Here is a 14,624-nt window from a genome sequence, read left to right as displayed (position 1 = left end):
GCCGGTGACCACGCTGATGGACCCGATGCAGCCAGACCCGCACCCTCTCGTCGACGCCGCCACGCATTCGCGTTTCGCCGTCACGCGGCGGTGGCTGGCGCGGATCTCCGGCTGGTCGGCCAAGGCGACGTTCCGGATCAAGCGCGGACCGCCGGCGCTGACGATCGATGAACTCGGCAAGAGCTGGGAGCTGAGCGCCGAACAGCGCGCGGCGCTGCTGCAGCTCGGCGCCACCAAGCCGGGCGCGGCGTTCATCGACGAGAAGGTCGGCAACATCAACCGCGCCGCGTTTCATCGCTCCGCCTTCGTGCTGAACGCGGTCACGCATCTGCTGTTCGTCGATCTCGCCGCGCAACTGCTGCTGTCGCTGCCCGAACTGAAGCTGGCGCTGGTCGCGCTCAACCTGCTGCTGGCGCTGGTGGCGCATCTGCAGATGCGCGAGAATTTTCGCAGCCTGCTCGCCGGCCCGCGCGCGCTGCCGAAGAAGCGGCGGCTCTGGGGCCTGCTGTCGAACCCGCGCTACAACAAGGCGGTGAAGAAGAGCTCGAAGCCCTATGCCCGCAGCGCCTGGAAGGAACAGACGCTGTACCGCAGCGCGTACTTCTTCAACGCCGCGACGATCTTCCTCGGCTCGCAATTCCTTCTGCCGCCGGAGCGGCTGATCTTTCCGTTCGGTTTCCTGGTCGGCAAGATCACCGGATTGATCACCACGCTGGTGGTATTCTTCGACGGCTGGCGCGGCATCCGCGCCGGCGACGACGCGCGGCTGGCGCGCGAGCGCGAAGTCTCGGTGTATCGCAATCTGAAGATCTGAGCGCCGTCACGCGCGTCCGCCCCCTCGCCTTCGCGCAAGCAGCCTCGATGCACGATGCCGGGGGTCAGTGGGCGACGTCGTCGTGCTTGCCCCAGCTCAGATACAGGCCGATATCGCCGGGGAGGCCGTCGGGGAAATCCACCACGCGGGCGTTCAGCGTGAAGCCGTGCGGCCGCAGCTCCGCCTTCCAGCGCAGATAGATGTCCGCCGCCATGCCGCGCAACGTCGACGGCCATTCCGGGTCGGGCGCGTTGACGGCGCGGCCGTGGTCGCTGCACAGCTCCGCCGGAAAGCGCAGCAGCAGATGTTCTTCGTCGCCCTTTTTGGCGGTGGCGCGGGCGTTGTGCATCATGTGCTCCCAGGCTTCCTCGGTGAGATGCTGCGCCAGCATCTGCCCGGCCTGCCGATGGTGCTTTTCGTCGGCGATCCGTCTCGCCTCCCGGCGCAGCTCTTCTTCGTGCCGCTCGTGCTCGACGCGCAGCGCCTGGAACGCCGACGCTGAGAACTCATCCTCGGCCGGATCGTGCGGCGGCGGCGCGCCATTGTGCCGATGGGCCAGCGCCTCGAGCTTGTCGGAGGCGATCGGGATCGCGCTGCCGTCGTCATGGACCGGATCGCGGACCGGAACGTGGCCGGGCCGGGCGAGAGTCTTGAGCAGATCGGCGCGGCTGACGATGCCGACTATTCGCCCCCCACGCAGCACGGGTACGCGCTTGATCCTGTTCTCGAACAGAACGTCGGCGATCTCGGCCAGCGACACGTTCTCATCGACGGTGACGACGGGCGACACCATGATCTGCGCAGCGGTGCGGTGGTCCGACTTCAGCAATTGCAGATAATCCGGATGCACCTCGCCACCGTCGGACAGGATCTGCAGCCACCAGTCCCGGCGCGCCTCGCGGGCCCTCTCGTTGCGCGGCATCAGGTCGCCCTCGCTGATGATGCCGAGTGGCGTCCCCTGGTCGTCGACCACCGGCACCGCGCTGATGCCGTATTTCAGCAGGGTCTCCGCGACCGCCCGCACCGATGCGTCGGGCGGCACCGTCACGATATTGGTCGTCATGACGTCGAGTGCTTTCATGCTGCTGTCCTCTGCCGGAATGTCGTTGCGATCCGCATCGCAGCCTAGCTTCGGTTTCGATCGGATTGACGAAACCGGGACGACACGAGCGGCATGGCGGCCATGCCGGGCAGCCGGTACCAGGCCGACGGTCCGATCCCGGTCAGGACCTGCGGCGACGGCCACGGCAGCCGCCGACGGCGGCGGGATCCGATCGAGTCCATCGATGTCATCGGGGCGGCATCAACCATGCCGTTGTGGCGGGAAAGGAAAGTTAACGGCCGCGACAAAGCAGCCTTTGATCTGGATCACATGACAGGAACCCATTCCGACCGGCGGCATTGAAAACAGGCGGGCTCGCGCAGAATCCGCCGGGTGAGCAGCAGGGACGGAGCATAAACCATACCTGATCGTGCAGCTCTCGCGTGCGATGACGCGACCTTATCACCTGTGCTACACGCGGATCAGGCCGGAACAGGTTTGATTTACCTCAACGCTGGCCGGAAGGTGCATGTTCTTTTGATTTTCGACAATGCGATCCGCGACGAACGCTCTCTATACACGCGCGCCGCGCATGACACGGATGGAAAGACATCGACATGGAGTATCTCTCCGCGATCGGGCCGCTTCTGATACTTATTTTCTTCGGGGGCGGCTTCGTCATAGTGGCTTACCTCGCGATCGATGACATGCGCACCCGCGGTGTGTCCTGGCAGGCCGGTTCGTTCTCCGCCAGCCTGGCCTCGGTCACCGACAGACTGAAGGCGGTGCCGCCGGGACCGGCCATCGTCGCCGCAGCGATCCTCGCCGGCGCTGTCGTGGTGTACATGGCGGCCGGCAGCTTCGCGCGTGCCCCGAGCGCGCCGCAGGCTGCCGCCTCGGAAACCGCGGCGCCGGACAGCGCGCCGGCAACCCAGGCCGCCGCACCGGCAACACCGGCCCCCGCTGCTGCTCCAGCGCCGGCCCCCGCTACTGCAGCGGCAGCCCCGCCCGCAGCGCCCGCACCCGACCGAAAGGCCGCCGGCGAGCCGGCCTCCAGCGCGATGGCGAGCATGTCGGCCAATGGCGCGGTGCGCATGCTCACATCATCGAGCTGCGCGTCGAACGGCTGTCCGCTGGCGTGCGGGGCCGACGAAGTCCTCGCCTCGGCCTATTGCATCAATGGCGCCGCCGCGCGGCTGGCCGATCAGTTGCAGGTCAAGGACGGCGTGGTGACGGCGAAATGCAGCCCGACCGCCAGCAGCATCTCGCTCGCCTGCGCCCGCAAGTAACAATTCAACGACGGATTTGTGACGACGAGAAAGCCCGGCGCCCGCGCCGGGCTTTCCGTTGGTTGGATGATCGGCGCGTTCGACACGGCTCTGGGTCCGTTCTGTTTCCGATGGAATCAGCACTGACGTTCGAGACACTCACCACAGGCACAACCTCATGGTGAGGAGGCGCGAAGCGCCGTCTCGAACCATGCGCCGCCGGCACTGCGCCGTCGCATCCTTCGCGGCGCCCGGCTCCGCCGGGCTCCTCAGAGGCTGACTGAAAATGCAGGCAGCAAAATCGGTCGCTTGCGCAAGTCTTTCACTTCGCAATTCACTCCGTCATGGCCGGGCTTGTCCCGGCCATCCACGCCTTGCTTGCGGCTTCCGCTGCAGAACGTGGATGCCCGGCACAAGGCCGGGCATGACGAGTTGAAATGAAGTGCTCTACGGCGCTTCTCGGCAATTCGCCGCCCCGCGGAAGCGGGACGGCGAGACTCGTGTCGAACGATCGATGCGAAGGCCGGAGTGGAGGCTGCGCCTACTCCTTCTTCTCGATGTTCCAGAACACCGGGGTCGCCGGGCCGGTGAGTACGCCGGTCAGCTCTTTTCGCCACACGCTCGGCTGTGTGTATTGCCCGAGCGGGATGTAGATCACCTTGTCGTAGACTTCCTTCTGGATTTCCGCGGCGAGCTTCTTCTGCTCCTCCGGCGAGGTCGAGCGGGCGAACTTGTCGCGCAACTCTTCGATCTTGGCGTCTTCCGGCCAGCCGAACCAGCCGCCGTTCTTGCCCCGGCCGCCGGTCGAAACGTTGGCGATCGGGTTGAGAATGTCAGGGCCGGCCCAATTGGTGAAGAACATGTTCCAGCCGCCTTCCGCGGGCGGCTTCTGGCTGGCGCGCCGCGTCACCACGGTCTGCCAGTCGGTGGCCTGGACATCGACCTTGAAGCCGGCCTCGCGCAGCAGTTGCGCCGCGACGATCGGCTGCGCCTTGAGCGAGACCACATCGCCCGGCGCCATCAGCGCGACCGGCGTGCCGTCATAGCCGGCCTCGGCGAGCAGCTTCTTGGCCTCGGCCATGCCGTTGCCCTTCACCAGTGACTCCGAGCCGACGTCGCTGGCCAACGGCGTGTCGCAGCCGAACACGGCGCCGCACACCTTGTAGTAATCTGGATTGCCGACCAGCGCGTCGAGCACCGGCTTCTGGCTCAGCGCGAGAAACGCGGCTCGCCGGACCTTCTGATTATCGAACGGCGGAAACAGGAAGTTCATCCGGCCGAGCGTCTGGAAGCCGAGCGGACTGAGCGTCTGGATCGTCAATTCCTTGTCGGCCTTCAGCACCGGCAGCATGTCGAAGGACGGGTTCTCGATGAAATCGATGTCGCCGGATTGCAGCGCGTTCACCGCGGTCTGCGCGTCCGGCATGGTGATCCATTCGACGCGGTCGACCTTCACCACCTTGCCGCCGGAGGTCCAGCTCGGCGGCTCCTTGCGCGGCACGTAGTCGGTGTTCTTGACATACACCGCCTTGACGCCCGGCTGGAATTCAGCCGCGACGAACTTGAAAGGACCGGAGCCGATCTGCTCGGGGATCGCCTTGTCCGGCGAGGTTTCGGCCAGACGCTTCGGCATCATGAACGGCACCAGCGACGACGGCTTGCCGATCGACTCGAGCACCAGGCCGTAGGGCTCCTTCAGCTTCAGCGTGATGGTCTTGGCATCGGTGGCCTCGAGGCTGGCCGTGAAGTCCATGAGCTTCTGGCCCATACCGTCCTTCTTGCCCCATCGCTTCAGCGACGCGACGCAATCCTCGGCGGTGACCGGCGTGCCGTCGTGCCATTTCAGGCCGTCGCGCAGCGTGAAGGTGTAGGTCAGCTTGTCGTCGGAGACCTTCCACTCCGCCATCTGCGGCTGGACCTTGAAGTTGGAGTCCATCGCCAGCAAGGTGTCGTAAACCATGTAGCCATGGTCACGCGTGATGTAGGCGGTCGTCAGACCGGGATCGGTGACGCGCAGATCGGAATGCATCACCGCTTGGATGGTCTTGGCATCGGCAAACGCAGGCAGTGTCAGCGAGGCTGCGAGCGCCAGCGCCGGCAGCGCGAATTTCGACGCAGCTACTGAACGCAGCCAATGCGACGTTTGAATCATTCTGATTTCTCCTGGCGTGAAACTGACCAAACGAAGCTGATTGCTTGGGCAGCGTGAGAGACGATAGGGCATCGAGGCTCACCTATTGCGCGCCGCAATACCCTGATCGGCAAGACTTGCACCAAGCGTGCCAAGCGTCAATCTGGTCCCGCAGAGCAGCATGCCGCCGGCCGGCATGGCCGGTCGCGCATCTTTCACTTTACAAATTCGTGCACAGTCATTCTCGTAGCAGCACCCCGAACCGTGAGTGTACGAATGAACCCAGCCAATCTGCCGTTCGATTCCGAAGCAATGCTGCAGGGCCTGCGCGCCTGGGTCGCGTGCGAAAGCCCGACCTGGGACGCCGCCGCGGTCGAGCGGATGCTCGACCTCGCCGCGCGCGACATGGCGGTGATGGGTGCGTCGATCGAACGCATCGCCGGACGACAGGGCTTCGCCGGCTGCGTCCGTGCGCGCTTTCCGCATCCGCGGCAGGACGAGCCCGGCATTCTGATCGCCGGCCATCTCGACACGGTGCATCCGGTCGGCACGATCGAGAAACTGCAGTTTCGCCGCGAGGGCAACAAGGCGTTCGGCCCCGGCATCTTCGACATGAAGGGCGGCAACTATCTGACGCTCGAAGCCATCCGGCAGCTCGCCCGCGCGTCGTTCACGACGCCGCTGCCGATCACCGTGCTGTTCACGCCGGACGAGGAAGTCGGTACGCCATCGACCCGTGACGTCATCGAGGCCGAGGCCGCGCGCAACAAATACGTGCTGGTGCCGGAGCCCGGCCGTCCCGACAACGGCGTCGTCACCGGCCGCTACGCGATCGCGCGATTCAATCTGACGGCGACCGGCAAGCCCAGCCACGCCGGCGCGACGCTGTCGTCGGGCCGGTCCGCGATCCGCGAGATGGCGCGGCAAATTCTGGCGATCGACGCGATGACGACGGAGGACTGCACGTTCAGCGTCGGCATCGTGCATGGCGGCCAATGGGTCAATTGCGTCGCCACCACCTGCAGCGGTGAAGCACTGAGCATGGCGAAGCGCCAGGCCGATCTCGACCGCGGCGTCGAACGAATGTTGACGCTGTCCGGCACCAGCAACGACGTCACCTTCGAGGTGACGCGGGGCGTCACGCGGCCGGTTTGGGAGCCCGACGCCGGCACCATGGCGCTGTATGAAAAGGCCTCCGCGATCGCCGACCAGATCGGGTTGAAGCTGCCGCACGGCAGCGCCGGCGGCGGCTCCGACGGCAACTTCACCGGCGCGATGGGGATCCCGACTCTCGACGGCCTCGGCGTGCGCGGCGCCGACGCCCACACGCTGAACGAGCATATCGAAATCGACAGTCTGGCGGAACGCGGGCGGCTGATGGCCGGCCTGCTCGCGACTCTCGAATGAGCGTTGCTGACGGCGGAGCATTCATTGCCATGCCACACTCCGTGGCATGGGAATTGCTCACGATTGTGCTGACGATCACTGAATCTCGTTCACCGCAGGTCCATTCGATAATGACGCACACCAGCCTCCGAATAAATTCTGCTAATCGGCATCCTGCATCAGCGATGGAGCCCCGATGCTCGGCTATCTGATCCGCCGCATTCTCGCGGCGATTCCGGTGATGGGCGTGGTCGCGCTCGTCGTTTTCCTGCTGCTGCGGCTGACGCCGGGCGATCCGGCCGCGATCCTCGCCGGCGACAACGCCTCACCCGAACAACTCGCGCGCATCCGCGCGTCGCTCGGCCTCAACGAGCCGCTCTACATCCAGTTCGTCACCTGGGTCGGCAAGCTGCTGCACGGCGATCTCGGCGTCTCGCTGATTTCGCAGGTGCCGGTGCTGAAGATGATCAGCCAGCGGATCGAGCCGACGCTGAGCGTCGCGATCTTCACCATCATCCTCTCGATCGTCGTCGCGGTGCCGCTCGGCGTCGTCGCCGCGTGGAAGCACGGCACCTGGATCGACCGCTTCGTGATGGGGCTGTCGGTGATCGGATTCTCGGTGCCGGTGTTCGTGATCGGCTATGTGCTGATCCAGATCTTCGCCATCGAGCTGCGCTGGTTTCCGGTGCAGGGCTTCCGCACGATGGCGCGCGGCTTCGGCCCGTATTTCGAGCGGCTGGTGCTGCCGACGCTGACGCTGTCCTTCATCTACATCGCGCTGATCGCGCGGATGACCCGCGCGGCGATGCTCGACGTGCTCGGCGAGGACTATGTCCGCACCGCGCGCGCCAAGGGCATCACCGAAAGCCGCGTGCTACTGCGCCACGCGCTGCGCAACGCCGCGGTGCCGGTGATCACCGTGATCGGCACCGGCTTCGCGCTGCTGATCTCCGGCGTCGTCGTCACCGAAAGCGTCTTCAATCTCCCCGGCATCGGCCGCCTCACCGTCGACGCGGTGCTGGCGCGCGACTATCCGGTGATCCAGGGCATGATCCTGCTGACCTCGGGCATCTATGTCGCCGTCAACCTGCTGATCGACGTGGCCTATACGCTGCTCGATCCGCGGATCAGATATTAAGGGGCGCGCGATGGCCATCGACAGTCTCCCCGAATCCTCGATCCCGATCACGCGGCCGTTCGGGCACAAGCTCGGATTCCTGTACTCGAGCCCGATCATCGCCGCCGCGTCGGTCTGCCTCGCGCTGGTCGTCGCGTCCGCGGTGTTCGCGCCGTGGCTCGCGCCGCACGACCCGCTGCTGCTGGCGCCGGCGCAGCGGCTGAAGCCGCCGAGCGCGGAATTCCTGCTCGGCACCGACGCCTACGGCCGCGACGTGCTGTCACGGATTCTCTACGGCGGCCGGATCTCGCTGCTGATCGGCGTCGGCGCCGCGATCGTCTCGATCGCGATCGGCCTCGTCATCGGCCTTGTGTCCGGCTTCTTCAAATGGATCGACGCCGTGATGATGCGGCTGATGGACGGCCTGATGGCGATCCCGAGCATCCTGCTGGCGATCGCCGTGGTGTCGCTGTCGGGCGCCAGCCTGACCACGGTGCTGATCGCGATCACCATTCCGGAAATCCCGCGTGTCGCGCGGCTGGTGCGCTCGGTGGTGCTGTCGGCGCGCGAGGAGCCTTATGTCGAGGCCGCGATCTCGCTCGGCTCCAGCCTGCCCAAGATCATGGTGAGGCATCTGTTGCCGAACACCATCGCGCCGCTGATCGTGCAGGGCACCTATATCTGCGCCTCGGCGATCCTCACCGAAGCGATCCTGTCGTTTCTCGGCGCCGGCATCAGCCCGGAGACGCCGACCTGGGGCAACATCATGGCCGAGGGCCGCGCGCTGTTCCAGATCAAGCCGTCGCTGATCTTCTGGCCCGGCGTGCTGCTGTCGATCGCGATCCTCAGCGTCAACCTGATCGGCGACGCCGCCCGCGACGCGCTCGATCCGCGCATGAAACAGCGGGAGGGCGCACGATGACAACGAGCGACGCGCGATCAGATTTTGCACATGCCCTGCTGAGCGCACCGCCCTCACCTCTCCCCGCGCGCGGGGAGAGGTCGACAGGATTCGCGCAGCGAAGCCTGTCGGGTGAGGGGGCGCATCGACGCAGCCGAGCCTCTCGGCCTCGCGGAAACGCCCCCTCACCCCGGCCCTCTCCCCGCATGCGGGGAGAGGGAGCGCACGCGCTCACTTGCGGATGTCCGACATGACCGACAACGTCCTCGAAATCGACAACCTCGTCGTCCGGCTCGGCAGGAGCGGCGACGGCGACAAGGTGATCGACGGCATCTCGCTGTCGGTGCGCCCCGGCGAGACGATGTGCCTGGTCGGCGAAAGCGGCTCCGGCAAATCGGTGACCTCGCTGGCCACCATGGGGCTGCTGCCGAAGGGCGCGCTGCACGCCACCGGCGGCGAGATCCGCCTTACCGGCGAGAATGTGCTCGCCGCCAGCGAGCGGCGGCTGCGCCAGTTGCGCGCCTCCAGGATGGCGATGATCTTCCAGGAGCCGATGACCGCGCTCAATCCGGTGGTGCCGGTCGGCAAGCAGATCGACGAGGTGCTACGCTTCCACACCGATCTCGGCGCCCGCGCCCGCCGTCAGCGCATCCTGGACATGATGGAGCAGGTGCGCCTGCCCGAGGTCGAGCGCATCTTCGCGTCCTATCCGCACCGCCTCTCCGGCGGCCAGCGCCAGCGCATCATGATCGCGATGGCGCTGGTGCTCGAACCGAAATTACTGATCGCCGACGAGCCGACCACCGCGCTCGACGTCACCACCCAAAAGCAGATCCTGACGCTGATCCGCGAATTGCAGCAGGCGCACGGCACCGCGGTGCTGTTCATCACCCACGACATGGGCGTGGTCGCCGAGATCGCCGACCGCGTCGCGGTGATGCGGCACGGCCGGCTGGTCGAGACCGGGCAGCTCGACGCCGTGCTGCGGACGCCGACCATGGACTACACCCGGAATTTGCTGTCGGCGGTGCCGAGCCTGGTGCCGCGGGCGCCGCGCGAGGCCACAAGGCAGCCGGTGGTGCTCGAAGCCAACGAACTCGGCAAAGTGTACCGCGAACGATCCTTCCTCGGCGGCACCCGCGAAGTCGTCGCCGCGCAGGATGTGACGCTGACGCTGCACAAGGGCCGCACGCTCGGCATCGTCGGCGAGAGCGGCTCCGGCAAATCGACCGTGGCGCGCTGCATCGTCCGGCTGATCGATCCGACCTCGGGCGGCATCCGCCTCGCCGGGCGCGAGATCTCCGATCTGTCGCGGCGGCTGCTGCGGCCGCACCGCAAGAAGATCCAGATCGTGTTCCAGGACCCGTATCGGTCGCTCAATCCGCGCGTCAGCGTCGGCGAGAGCATCGCCGAGGGCCCGATCAATTACGGCATGTCCCGCAGCGACGCGATGGAGAAGGCGCGGCAATTGCTGGAGCTGGTGCATCTACCGACGGACGCGATCTCGCGCTATCCGCATCAGTTCTCCGGCGGCCAGCGCCAGCGCATCGCCATCGCCCGCGCGCTCGCGCTCGATCCGGACGTGCTGGTGGCCGATGAGGCGGTCTCGGCGCTCGACGTCTCGGTGCAGGCGCAGGTGCTCGATCTGCTCGACGAAATCCAGACCCGGCTCGGCATCGCGCTGTTGTTCATCACCCACGATCTGCGCGTCGCCGCCCAGATCTGCGACGACGTCGCGGTGATGGAGAAGGGCCGCGTCGTCGAACAGGGCCCGGCCGCCGAAGTGCTGACCAATCCCAAACAGGCCTATACGCGGCAACTGCTCGAAGCCGCCCCCGGCCGCGGCTGGGATTTCGCGAATTTCCGGCCTGTCAGCGAGGCGCCGCAGGCGGCGGCGAACTAAGCACCACCCCTCCCCGAGTCATTCCGGGGCGCGCGTCGCGCGAACCCGGAATCTCCCTTTTCACCACCTCTGGATTCCGGGTTCGCTCACTGCGTGAGCGCCCCGGAATGACAAACGCAGACTCAGCAAGAGAAACACGACATGACCCGTATCGCCGTCGGCGGCTTCCTGCACGAGACCAATACCTTCGCACCCACCAAGGCCACCTGGGAGGCGTTCGTGCACGGCGGCGGCTGGCCGGCGATGAGCACCGGCGCCGACGTGCTCAAGGTGATGCGCGGCATCAATGTCGGGCTCGCCGGCTTCGTCGAGGACGCCGAGCGCAACGGCTGGGAAATGGTGCCGACCATCGCCTGCGGCGCCAGTCCCTCCGCGCATGTCACCGAGGACGCGTTCGAGCGCGTCGTCAAAGCGATGATCGACGGCATCGCGGCTGCCGGTCCGCTCGACGCGGTGTATCTCGATCTGCACGGCGCCATGGTCACCGACCATCTCGACGATGGCGAAGGCGAGATTCTCGCCCGCGTCCGCCGATTGATCGGCCCCGATTTGCCGCTGGTGGTCAGCATCGATCTGCACGCCAACGTCACGCCGGCGATGATCGAGCACGCCGATGCGCTGATCGCCTACCGCACCTATCCGCATGTCGACATGGCCGACACCGGCCGCGCCGCGGCGAAGCATCTCGCCCTGCTGTTGAGCAGCGGCCAGCGGTTCGCCAAGGCGTTCCGGCAATTGCCGTTCCTGATCCCGATCTCGTGGCAATGCACCTTCGACGAGCCGACCAGGGGCATCTACGCGAAGCTCGCCGCGCTGGAGAGCGACGCGGTGCCGACGCTGTCGTTCGCGCCGGGCTTTCCCGCCGCCGATTTCCCCGATTGCGGTCCCAGCGTCTTCGCTTATGGCCGGACGCAAGCCGACGCTGATGCGGCTGCCGACAAGGTCGCCGCTTTGGTGATCGGCCACGAGAACGATTTCGACGGCACCATCCATTCGCCCGACGACGGCGTCCGTCTGGCGATGGAGATCGCACGCGGCGCGGCGAAGCCGGTGATCATCGCCGACACCCAGGACAATCCCGGGGCCGGCGGCGATTCCGACACCACCGGCATGTTGCGCGCGCTGGTGCGCAACAATGCGCAGCGCGCCGCGATCGGCGCGATCTACGATCCCGCCTCGGCGCAAGCCGCGCACGCCGCGGGCGTCGGCGCGACCATCAGGCTCGCGCTCGGCGGCAAGTCGGGCATCGCCGGCGACGCGCCTTACGAAGAGAGTTTCGTCGTCGAGCGCTTGTCCGACGGCCGTTTCGTCGCACCCGGTCCTTATTATGGCGGCCGCGAGATGGAGATGGGGCCGTCGGCGTGCCTGCGCATCGGCGACGTTCGAATCGTCGTCAGTTCGCACAAGGCGCAGCTCGCCGATCAGGCGATGTATCGCTATGTCGGCATCGAGCCGACCGAACAGGCGATCCTCGTGGTCAAGAGCTCGGTGCATTTCCGCGCCGACTTCCAGCCGATCGCGGAGCGGCTGCTGATCTGCGCCGCGCCCGGTGCGATGCCGGCGGACACCGCGTCGCTGCAGTGGACACGCCTGCGCCCGGGCGTGCGTGTCAAGCCGAATGGACAGCCGTTTCTCGGCGGCAATGCCAACTAATCAGTTGACGTCAATCGCGCGTGACGCGCGGATTGTCTCAGAAAGTACGGGCGGAGTCGCGTCGTGACGCCGCACTCACTCCGCCTCATATACGCAGATACCAATTTTCATTGATTAGTTTCATTTCACGCTTTCAGCACTGGAACTGAACGAGTTCCACGCCATTTGCTCCCTCAGATTCACTCTCCAAGGGGACGCAAATGTCAGTCGTCAGCGGCGAAACATTCGAGACGGAAACGGCCACGCAAAACTACGCGCGGTCGAGTCTTGCCAATCCGGTCGGAGGCACCCGCGCCGACATCGTCACCAAGGTCGGTCGGCTCGCGACCTATTCGCTCGGCTTCGCGTCGAGCGACGATACGACGCGGCCGCTGCTGCTGGTGCACAGCGTCAACGCCGCCGGCTCGGCGTTCGAGATGAAGACGCTGTACGACCACTACGCCAAGCACCGCCCTGTTCACGCGGTCGACCTCCCCGGCTTCGGCCAGTCGGATCGCGATGATCGCGAATACACCGCGCGGATGATGACCGACGCGGTGCACGCCGCCATCGCGCGCGTGCAGGAAATTCACGGACCGCAGCCGATCGACGTGCTGGCGCTGTCGCTGTCGTGCGAGTTCGCTGCCCGCGCGGCGGCCGAGAAGCCCGAAGCAATCGCCACCCTCGGCCTGATCAGCCCGACCGGCTTCGAAGGCAAGGCGCGCGACGAACGCGCGCCCGCGACGCGGGGCCAATCCTGGCTGCTGAGCGCGCTGCGCTTCCGGCTGTGGGACGAGGGCTTCTTCAAGCTGCTGACGGCGAGGCCGGTGATTCGCAAATTCCTCGAGAAGGCGTGGGGCTCGAAGAACATCGACGAATCGATGCTCGAGTACGACTACCATACTACCCATCAACCCGGCGCGCGTTATGCGCCCTACTACTTCGTCGCCGGCTACATGTTCAGCAAGGACATTCTGAGCGTCTACGAGTCGCTGCGCCTGCCGGTCTGGATGGCCTACGGCGTCCGCGGGGATTTTGTCGATTACCGCCACAAGAGCCGCGTCGCCGGACGATCGAACTGGACCATCGTCCAGTTCGATGCTGGTGCGATGATGCATTTCGAAATCCTCGATCAGGTGGCGCGTTCGTACGACCAGTTTCTGGCTGTGTCAGCGAAGTCTGACGCACCTGTTATGAGTGCATGACACTGTCGGAGCGCCGCACGCATATGTGATGCGGTGCTCCCTGCGATCATTACATGGCTCTTGATTTCGGGTTGCAATCAGCAGCGCGAACGCTGTTAATTGCCAATGCAAGTCATGTGGTGAAGCACCGATGCGGAGGTGTTGAACGATAATGAACTACGCAAGGCTTTTGACCGCCTCGGCCGGTCACGACGATTCATCGGCACATCCACTGACGCACCACGAAATCCTCGGACTGGTGCAGCCGTTCACTCGCCGCGACTTTCACGTCGATCTCGCCGCCAGCGATCGAATCGGGCGGCGACTGGTGTTCAAGCCGGTGACGCACGAGCATGACGAGGCCGATCCCGATCTCGCCGGCAACGACGTCCGCGAAATCCTGCAGCTCGACCATCCGCGCCCCGGCTTCAGTGTTCTCACGCGCACTCTGACGCTGGACAGCGGCCTGACGGCGACGCTGGAAACCCAGGGTGAAGATCTCGGCGTGCTGTTGGCGCGGATCGAGAGCGTGCCGCCGCAGCAGCAATTCCCCTCGATCGATGGCACGACCGTGGCGTTGAGCTATCGCCTGGTGCCGCGCAGCGGTGCCAGGACGCCCGACCCGGCCGGTGTTGATCGCGAATTCCTGCGCGGCGTGGCCGAGATCTCGAACTTCACCCTGGTGATGCGCGCGCCGCTGGTGAAGGGGTATCCGGCCGAGATCGACCTCACGCCGAAAACGGCCGGCGTCGCAGTCCCGGAGGATTTGCTCGCGGTGATCGGCTGGGCGTGGTCGCCGCTGCGCAAGAGCAAGGCCGGCTGGAGCGGCAAGGTCAAGGTGCGCGGCTCCGGGCCGGAATTGAGCCGCCTGATCGAACAGCGGCTGGAGAGGACCGTCTCGCATCTTACACGCACGCTGTCGCAGCCGCCGGCCGCCTACCACGAGTCGCTGGCGCGGGCGCGCTGGGGTGTCGCGCTGCGCCGCGCGCTGCCGCTGTTGTTCTTCGCGAGTCTGATCCTCGGCGCCGCGAGCCTGACGCTGGTCGAGATCCCGCAGGACTCCATCGTCAATCTGCTGCTGATGGGGGCGCCGCCGCTGCTGATGATCGGCGCGTTCGGCATGCGCGATATTCCATCGATGGAGATCCCGCCGTTCCCGCGCCGCATGACGCACGCCGCCTGGCATCCGGAGATCGAGACGGCCGCACCGCAGACTCTCGACGTTCAGCAGACCTAAGCGAGGATT

General features: G+C 66.0%; 12 protein-coding genes. 10 read left to right on the top strand and 2 right to left on the bottom strand.

What is annotated here, in order from left to right:
• Positions 1–25: 25 nt before the first annotated feature.
• The gene (locus SR870_RS23000; protein WP_322518353.1) at positions 26–814 is read left to right on the top strand and encodes a hypothetical protein; all 789 of its coding nucleotides are present in this window, start codon (positions 26–28) and stop codon (positions 812–814) included.
• Positions 815–878: 64 nt separating this feature from the next.
• Here SR870_RS23000 and SR870_RS22995 read toward each other — a convergent pair whose 3' ends face one another.
• Positions 879–1,895 carry a CBS domain-containing protein gene (locus tag SR870_RS22995; protein WP_322515806.1) on the bottom strand — a complete coding sequence of 339 codons (1,017 nt, stop codon included), beginning with the start codon at positions 1,893–1,895 and terminating at the stop codon, positions 879–881.
• Between the two features lie 93 nt (positions 1,896–1,988).
• Between SR870_RS22995 and SR870_RS22990 the strand changes: the two genes are divergently transcribed.
• Both SR870_RS22990 and SR870_RS22985 read left to right on the top strand, forming a co-directional pair.
• Entirely contained in the window at positions 1,989–2,219 is a 231-nt protein-coding gene (locus SR870_RS22990; protein WP_322515805.1) for a hypothetical protein, read from the top strand.
• Between the two features lie 254 nt (positions 2,220–2,473).
• Positions 2,474–3,145, top strand: coding sequence for a hypothetical protein (locus SR870_RS22985; protein ID WP_322515804.1), 672 nt, complete (start codon positions 2,474–2,476; stop codon positions 3,143–3,145).
• Between the two features lie 520 nt (positions 3,146–3,665).
• Here SR870_RS22985 and SR870_RS22980 read toward each other — a convergent pair.
• Positions 3,666–5,276 carry an ABC transporter substrate-binding protein gene (locus SR870_RS22980; protein ID WP_322515803.1) on the bottom strand — a complete coding sequence of 537 codons (1,611 nt, stop codon included), beginning with the start codon at positions 5,274–5,276 and terminating at the stop codon, positions 3,666–3,668.
• 255 nt (positions 5,277–5,531) lie between these two features.
• Here SR870_RS22980 and SR870_RS22975 point away from each other — a divergent pair, with 255 nt between their 5' ends.
• The 7 genes from SR870_RS22975 (at position 5,532) to SR870_RS22945 (ending at position 14,615) form a co-directional block, all read left to right on the top strand.
• Positions 5,532–6,662: a M20/M25/M40 family metallo-hydrolase gene (locus tag SR870_RS22975; protein ID WP_322515802.1), complete on the top strand. Its 1,131-nt coding sequence runs from the start codon at positions 5,532–5,534 to the stop codon at positions 6,660–6,662.
• A gap of 175 nt (positions 6,663–6,837) precedes the next feature.
• Entirely contained in the window at positions 6,838–7,779 is a 942-nt protein-coding gene (locus tag SR870_RS22970; RefSeq protein WP_322515801.1) for an ABC transporter permease, read from the top strand.
• A 10-nt stretch (positions 7,780–7,789) separates the two neighbouring features.
• Positions 7,790–8,680: an ABC transporter permease gene (locus tag SR870_RS22965; RefSeq protein ID WP_322515800.1), complete on the top strand. Its 891-nt coding sequence runs from the start codon at positions 7,790–7,792 to the stop codon at positions 8,678–8,680.
• Between the two features lie 229 nt (positions 8,681–8,909).
• A complete protein-coding gene (locus SR870_RS22960; RefSeq protein ID WP_322515799.1) occupies positions 8,910–10,562 on the top strand; it encodes an ABC transporter ATP-binding protein in 1,653 nt (550 codons plus the stop codon).
• Positions 10,563–10,703: 141 nt separating this feature from the next.
• Positions 10,704–12,215, top strand: coding sequence for a M81 family metallopeptidase (locus tag SR870_RS22955; RefSeq protein ID WP_322515798.1), 1,512 nt, complete (start codon positions 10,704–10,706; stop codon positions 12,213–12,215).
• A 200-nt stretch (positions 12,216–12,415) separates the two neighbouring features.
• A complete protein-coding gene (locus tag SR870_RS22950; protein ID WP_322515797.1) occupies positions 12,416–13,399 on the top strand; it encodes an alpha/beta hydrolase in 984 nt (327 codons plus the stop codon).
• A 238-nt stretch (positions 13,400–13,637) separates the two neighbouring features.
• Positions 13,638–14,615 carry a hypothetical protein gene (locus SR870_RS22945; protein ID WP_322515796.1) on the top strand — a complete coding sequence of 326 codons (978 nt, stop codon included), beginning with the start codon at positions 13,638–13,640 and terminating at the stop codon, positions 14,613–14,615.
• Positions 14,616–14,624 lie beyond the last annotated feature (9 nt).

Source organism: Rhodopseudomonas palustris, assembly GCF_034479375.1.
GTDB classification, from domain to species: Bacteria; Pseudomonadota; Alphaproteobacteria; order Rhizobiales; family Xanthobacteraceae; genus Rhodopseudomonas; species Rhodopseudomonas palustris_M.
The sequence above is the reverse complement of the archived record's forward strand: the minus strand, read 5'-3'. Positions and strand labels throughout refer to the sequence as shown.

Bases quoted from the DNA above. Each gene is read 5' to 3' on its own strand.
- SR870_RS23000 (WP_322518353.1), top strand. From the start codon at position 26: ATGCAGCCAGACCCGCACCCTCTCGTCGACGCCGCCACGCATTCGCGT.
- SR870_RS22995 (WP_322515806.1), bottom strand. From the start codon at position 1,895: ATGAAAGCACTCGACGTCATGACGACCAATATCGTGACGGTGCCGCCC.
- SR870_RS22990 (WP_322515805.1), top strand. From the start codon at position 1,989: ATGGCGGCCATGCCGGGCAGCCGGTACCAGGCCGACGGTCCGATCCCG.
- SR870_RS22985 (WP_322515804.1), top strand. From the start codon at position 2,474: ATGGAGTATCTCTCCGCGATCGGGCCGCTTCTGATACTTATTTTCTTC.
- SR870_RS22980 (WP_322515803.1), bottom strand. From the start codon at position 5,276: ATGATTCAAACGTCGCATTGGCTGCGTTCAGTAGCTGCGTCGAAATTC.
- SR870_RS22975 (WP_322515802.1), top strand. From the start codon at position 5,532: ATGAACCCAGCCAATCTGCCGTTCGATTCCGAAGCAATGCTGCAGGGC.
- SR870_RS22970 (WP_322515801.1), top strand. From the start codon at position 6,838: ATGCTCGGCTATCTGATCCGCCGCATTCTCGCGGCGATTCCGGTGATG.
- SR870_RS22965 (WP_322515800.1), top strand. From the start codon at position 7,790: ATGGCCATCGACAGTCTCCCCGAATCCTCGATCCCGATCACGCGGCCG.
- SR870_RS22960 (WP_322515799.1), top strand. From the start codon at position 8,910: ATGACCGACAACGTCCTCGAAATCGACAACCTCGTCGTCCGGCTCGGC.
- SR870_RS22955 (WP_322515798.1), top strand. From the start codon at position 10,704: ATGACCCGTATCGCCGTCGGCGGCTTCCTGCACGAGACCAATACCTTC.
- SR870_RS22950 (WP_322515797.1), top strand. From the start codon at position 12,416: ATGTCAGTCGTCAGCGGCGAAACATTCGAGACGGAAACGGCCACGCAA.